The sequence below is a fragment of the Patescibacteria group bacterium genome (genome assembly GCA_028707065.1).
In the GTDB taxonomy this organism is placed as follows: Bacteria; Patescibacteriota; Patescibacteriia; order Patescibacteriales; family WJLG01; genus JAQTUZ01.
Window position 1 is genome coordinate 21,616 of the sequence record JAQTUZ010000007.1, and the last position, 6,000, is coordinate 27,615.

The 6,000-nt window shown below is 48.2% G+C and carries 6 protein-coding genes; all 6 read right to left on the reverse strand.

Going from position 1 to position 6,000, the window contains the following annotated elements; translation table 11 throughout:
* Positions 1-36: 36 nt before the first annotated feature.
* The gene (locus PHE24_03200; protein ID MDD4902118.1) at positions 37-2,046 is read right to left on the reverse strand and encodes a trypsin-like peptidase domain-containing protein; all 2,010 of its coding nucleotides are present in this window, start codon (positions 2,044-2,046) and stop codon (positions 37-39) included.
* 49 nt (positions 2,047-2,095) lie between these two features.
* Positions 2,096-2,503 carry an HIT family protein gene (locus PHE24_03205; GenBank protein MDD4902119.1) on the reverse strand — a complete coding sequence of 136 codons (408 nt, stop codon included), beginning with the start codon at positions 2,501-2,503 and terminating at the stop codon, positions 2,096-2,098.
* Between the two features lie 72 nt (positions 2,504-2,575).
* The gene (locus PHE24_03210; protein MDD4902120.1) at positions 2,576-3,202 is read right to left on the reverse strand and encodes a hypothetical protein; all 627 of its coding nucleotides are present in this window, start codon (positions 3,200-3,202) and stop codon (positions 2,576-2,578) included.
* Positions 3,199-4,203 (reverse strand): dTDP-glucose 4,6-dehydratase, encoded by a 1,005-nt coding sequence (rfbB, locus tag PHE24_03215; GenBank protein MDD4902121.1) that lies wholly within the window; start codon positions 4,201-4,203, stop codon positions 3,199-3,201. Before rfbB ends, PHE24_03210 begins: the two co-directional genes overlap by 4 nt.
* A 19-nt stretch (positions 4,204-4,222) precedes the next feature.
* Complete coding sequence (locus PHE24_03220) at positions 4,223-5,212, reverse strand: carbohydrate kinase family protein (GenBank protein ID MDD4902122.1); 990 nt, start codon at positions 5,210-5,212, stop codon at positions 4,223-4,225.
* A gap of 240 nt (positions 5,213-5,452) precedes the next feature.
* Positions 5,453-6,000, reverse strand: a 548-nt coding sequence (locus tag PHE24_03225; protein MDD4902123.1) for a hypothetical protein, incomplete at its 5' end; no start/stop codon positions are given.

The window sequence follows — 6,000 nt, forward strand, 5'->3', positions numbered from 1 at the left end:
TTCCGGGGCTTTACGGAGAAACTCAATAAGAATTATTTATTTGCCGAGCGGATTGTAGCCGTTCACCACTTCCGAGCCGTCCAGATAGCCGTCGCCGTCCGTATCCGGATTGCGCGGATCAGTGCCCAGCTGCGCCTCTTGCGCGTCGCTCAAGCCGTCATGGTCCGAATCAACCGCCGGTTTCAGGGTAAGCGACTGGGCGATCTTGCTGAAATCAGCCGCGGCGGCATTGTAAGCTTTTTTATCCTTGCTGAAGATTTCCAGGACAACGGTCAAATTATATTTATCATTAAGGCTGACATCATATTGCAAATCCTGTTCCATGATCTCGCCGGTGGATTTCTTTTTAACCTGAACTTCCATCTTGAGCGCCTGGGGGAATTCATCATTTATCTTATAGCTGGTGTTTTGCGAGACAAGCTTGATTTCCATGTCCAGCTGTCCGCCGAGCTGATTGGCCGAATCGACGATCTGCTGGTAATTGGCCAGAATTTCCTCATTGTTCAAATTTTTTGTCTCCGCGGTCTTTTGCTCCAATTTCAATTCCACAAAAGATCCCTCGCTGGTTTTGCTTTTGATGACCACCGGCGCGCCTTTTTCGGTTTGAATGAGCATCGGCCAGCCTTTGATCGAATTGAGGCCGAAAACCGGATCGGCCGATTGATAGGCAAAAATTTCGGAAAACGGACTGGTGTTGACGCTGGTTTTTAACGAATTGATGATGCTGTCAACCGTGGCCTGGTCTTTTTCGTTTTCGCCGTAATCATAATTGATCGACAATAAATATTCCCGCCAGGGGAAAAAGTATAAACTTTTCGACTGGCCCCCGCCGGAAATCGTGATCTTTTCACCCTTCGTACCGTTGATATCCGCTGCTTGTTCTTTGCCGATCTTGATCAGCGTTAAAGATTGCTGCAATTCTTTCTTAAAGATCGGAATGATGTCAGCCGCGCTCAAAAGATGCGGTTCGCGATAAGCGGAGATCAATACCGAGCCGCTTTTATCCTCTTCCTTTTTATTAAAGATCATCAGATTATCTTCATTGGTATATTCAAACGCCCAATCGCTCGGTTTGGTCAGGGAAAAACCCGGGTAATCGCTGGTGAAAACATCGGCGGTTTCCAAATCTTTTTGTTTTTGCAAAAATTTCAAACCGCGATCGTTCAAGGGATTGGCCGCGGCCGGCTGATAGGCGGCTTCGCCTTTTTTGACCCAATCAATGATGGAAGCCGAGTTGATGATATAGCCTAATTCGCCCAAAGTATCGGAATAACCGGCCGTGGTTATTCCCATCACCTGGCCGTTTTTATCAACGGCGGCGCCGCCGGAAGAACCGAAAGAGATAACCGCGTCGGTCTTGATCCAGCTCTTGCCGTACTTATCCAGCTTGCCGCTCACCACTCCTTTGGTGATCGTAATCGTGTCCTGGCCGATGCCCGGATAACCCAAAGCCGTAACTTCTTCGCTGGTGGAGGCCGTGTCGGTAGCCATCAGATCCAAATAAGGCGAAACTGCCGGGGCATTGAGCAAATGCAGCAAGGCGATATCCAGATCTTTGTCTTTGATCACCAGTTCGGCCAGATGCGAACAATCCGGTTCGACGCTGGTGTTGGTGGTCAGACAAATTCCGTAAACCGCGGGTTTATCGCTTTTATCCAGATCGTCTTCAACCGTAACCACGTGAGAATTGGTCAGGAGAAATCCGTCGGAACTGATGACCACGCCCGAGCCGTTTTGAATTTCCGACAAGGCGCCGGTTTGGTCAAGCGACAAAGTTTTAATTTTTACCACGCCCTTAAAAGCTTCTTCTTTAACTAGCGGCACCGGAATGGCCGCCGGCGCCGGGCTGGCTACCGGTTGATTTTCCGGATTAGCGGCGGTAGAGGAAGGGATTAACGCGGAATTTTCCGCGGTCGGCTGCTGGACATTGTTCGCCTGGTTGCTTTTGGCGGGCAAGAAGCGCGAAATCGCGGACGGCAGAGAACAGCCGCTTAAAACGAAGAAGGCGACCAAAACGAGCGACGACAGCTTGAGAATTTTTTTCATAAATATTTTTTAAATTATTAAAAAATGATCATTGTCGGATCTTAAAAAGTTATTTTGAAGTTCCCTCTATTTCTTTCCTGATCTTCTCCGCCACCGCCAGCATTTCGCCCGGTCCGTAATTTTTTGTCGGCCAGGCATCGCTTAAACCGTCGGCAAAATAGCGGGGAATGAAATGAATGTGAAAATGCGGAACGTCGTTGCCGATCACGCAGATTTCCACAAAATCCGCCTTCATCGCCTGTTTGATCTTTGGCATCAATTCTTTGGCTTTCACGAACAAATAAGCGACCAGATCGTCCGGCGTATCCGGCATCATTTGATAATGCTCCTTGGGAATCAACAAAGCGTGCCCGAAATTGACCGGCTTGATGTCCAAAAAGGCCAGGCATTTTTCATCCTCGTAAATTTTGGCCGCCGGAATTTCGCCGGCGGCAATTTTACAGAAAATACAAGACATAAGAAGTTAGAAGTAAGAAGTCAGAAGCAAGAAGTATAAAATTAAAAATTCTTACTTCTAACTTCTTACTTCTTACTTGTTGTTTATTACGTTAATTTTAGCGCTGTAACCCGTGGCCGTGCAGCCGTTTTTGCCCTTGATGTCCACGCGCAAATAATATTTTTCCGGCATCACCGGCATCCGTACCGGCTCTTTGACGATCTTGTGCAGGGCGAACCGGCCGTCGGCCAAAGTATAAAGATAAAAAACTCCCTGCTCGCTTTTAAATAATGATTTCGACAAAGCCAGCGAAGTCGGGACTGTCCAGCTTAATTTTCCCCGATTGGCATTGTGGCTTAAGTTGAATTTCCAGGGATCGTTAAAAAATATCCGGGCATCCTTGCCCTGATCGCCGAAATTCGCCGCGGAAAAATTGGCGAGCGGCACCAAAATTCCGATATTGGCTTTGCTGGACGAAGCCGTCGCCAGCCAGACCATCGCCTCGCCGGCGCGGCAATCCGAATCCCAGGAAACCGAATATTTCTTGCCGATCTGATAATTGCCGGTTTTGATCTGGACAGTGACATTCTTTGCTTGGGCCAGCGCCGATTTTTCCGACTCGGCGATCGAGCTGATAAGCGAGTAAGCGCATAAAACTACCGCCGTAGCGATGGCGCAGACGATGAATATTTTCTTGGGCTGATCGATTTTCAAGATCATTGATCGCGCTTGAGCTTTTCCCACCAAAAGCGATTATTTTTATACCACTCGATCGTTTCTTTCAAACCCGCGGCAAAATCGATTTCTTTTTTCCAGCCCAATTCTTTTTGGGCTTTGGCCGAATCGATGGCATAGCGCCGGTCATGGCCGGGGCGATCGGCGGCAAACTCGATCTTGTCTTCGCCCTCGCCCATCGATTTTAAGATCATTTTCGCCAAGGCCAAATTAGTCAATTCCCCTCCGCCCTTGGTCGCCGTAGCCCCTGGCGCAGGCAAACCGCCCAAGCAATAAGTTTCCCCGGCTCGGCCCTTTTTGATGATCGCTTCCACGCCGCGGTTATGGTCGCGGACATGGATCCAGTCGCGGATATTTTCTCCTGAACCGTAAATCAATATTTTCTTGCCTTGCAAAATATTGGTAACAGCCGAGGGAATAAATTTTTCCGGATGCTGAAATGGGCCGTAATTATTGGAGCAATTGGAAATGGTCGCGGGCAAACCGTAAGTGTTAAAATAGGCCCGGACCAGATGATCGGCGGCCGCTTTCGAAGCGGAATACGGGCTGCGCGGATCATACTTCGTTTCTTCATCGAATGGCGGCTCATTCGGCTCCAGATGGCCGAAAACTTCATCGGTGGAAATATGATGGAAACGAATCTTGCCGTTATTTTTAGCCGCGTCCAGCAAAACCCGCGTGCCTTCGACATTAGTGCGGATAAAATCAGTGCTATCGGCAATCGAGCGGTCAACATGCGTTTCGGCGGCAAAATTAACGATCAGATCAACGCCCTTTACCAAGCCGTTAACCAGCTCGACATCGCAAATATCGCCCTGGACAAACTGATAATTGGGATTATTTTCAACTTCTTTTAAATTTTCCAAATTCCCCGCGTACGTCAAAACATCCAGATTGATAATCTTGTCTTCCGGATATTTTCCGATCCAATATCTGATAAAATCCGAGCCGATAAAGCCCGCCCCTCCCGTGACAAGCATTTTCATAATAAATACTTTTAACTTTTTACTTTTTACTTTTTACTTCCAATAGTCCTGCTTGCGCTCCCGTCTCCTTGAGATTGGCGGCGGAATTTTGCATCGCCAGTTTCATCGCTTTTTTGTAATTGCCTTCGTACATTTCCAGCCCGGCAATTAAAGTGGCGCAAAAAGAATCGCCCACGCCGGTGGTATCGGCGATCTTATTATGAGGCACATGCAAGGATTCGCCGTGATAGAATTCTTCGCCGTCATAATAATCAGCGCCTTTTTCGCCATCGGTAATCACCACGCCGGAGGGACCCAGTTCTTTCAAGGCGATCAATAAATTTTTGGTGTCGTTGAAAAATTTATCGTCTTTGTTCTTAAGCTTTCCTTCGCTCACCGCCAGTTCAATGGCTTCGTCTTTGTTGACCATGAACAGCGCCGTTCTTTTCATGTATTTACGCAAATGCCCGGCGCCGGCGGCGAGCTGGGCATTGCCCGGATTCCAGGCGACCAAGGCGTCTTTGACGCCGAAAACCTTATCCAAAACTTTTTCCCATTCGCCGGAAAGCGAAGAGACATAAAGCCATTTGGCATAGTGCATCATCTGCGCTTCGATCTTGGAAACGGCCAAGAACGAATTGGCGCCGCGATAGACAAAAGCGACATGCTCGCGGTTTTGGTTGATCACCAAAAAGGTAAAACCGGTTTCCTTGCCCTTGAGAACTTTGACCAGGCGGGTGTCAACTTTATTATCGGCCAAATTTTTGATCATCTTTTTGCCGGCTTCGTCTTCGCCGACCGCGGCGAGCAAGGCGGTTTTAAATCCCAATTTGGAAAAACAAACCGCGGCATTATTGGCGCCGCCGCCGGGGAAATGGCTGACATCCGCAATGCGGATCTTCGCTCCCAGCTCGAACCCGACCAGCTTTTGTTTCAAGACATCGTCTTTATTTTCGATCATCACTCCTTCTTCGGTGTAAAAAGTGATGTCTTCGACTATGCCGCCGACGGTAATAAAATCATACTTCATAAAAAGCTAAATTCATATTAATAAGCTTGGGCACATGATGCGAATACTACAAATTTTACGCGAATAATGCGAACTATTTAACGAATTTTAATTCGGTTCGTGGAGTTTGTAGTATTCGCGTAAAATTCGTAGTATTCGTATTATATAACAATATAATTATAGCACACAAACGCTGCCAAATAAAAAACGGCCGCTTTGCAGAGTGTGCAAAGACAGCCGTCAGATGATGCCGATAGTTGGCTACTGGAGTGACGCCAGAACGCCAGCCGCGATGTCGGTATCTCGCGATTCCGTGTTGGAAAATCCTTTCAGTCCCGGGGTTTGTTCCATTTTCTTAGCCCTTTCCGGATGGAAGGCCAGAGTGACTTCGGTCCAGATGACCTGAGCCTGCGCCATGATCCATTCGGATTTCTCCACCAGAACCTTCAGGTCGAGGAATTTGAATTGTTTGCGGAGATGATCCGGCACCCATTTCAATTCATCGGTGAAATCGGCTTCCGTGAAAAATGGCCCGTCATACATGTCGGCCGGTTCAAGTTCATCGAAATTGCGAAGTTCGCATGCTTCCTGGCTGCGTCCGGTCAAGGTTTTGCCGCAATTCAACTCCCGCTGGAGGATCCGCGTCCGCACTTTATAAGAACCCTGCGGCTGTTTCGCGCGCTCATCCAGTGAACGTTCATCCGCTTGATGTTCGCGAAAAAGATGGTCGCCTTCCACGATGGAATAATCGCGCAAACGATCCTTCTTGATCATCAGCGGATCACAGAGACAGAGAGCCAGATCTTCCC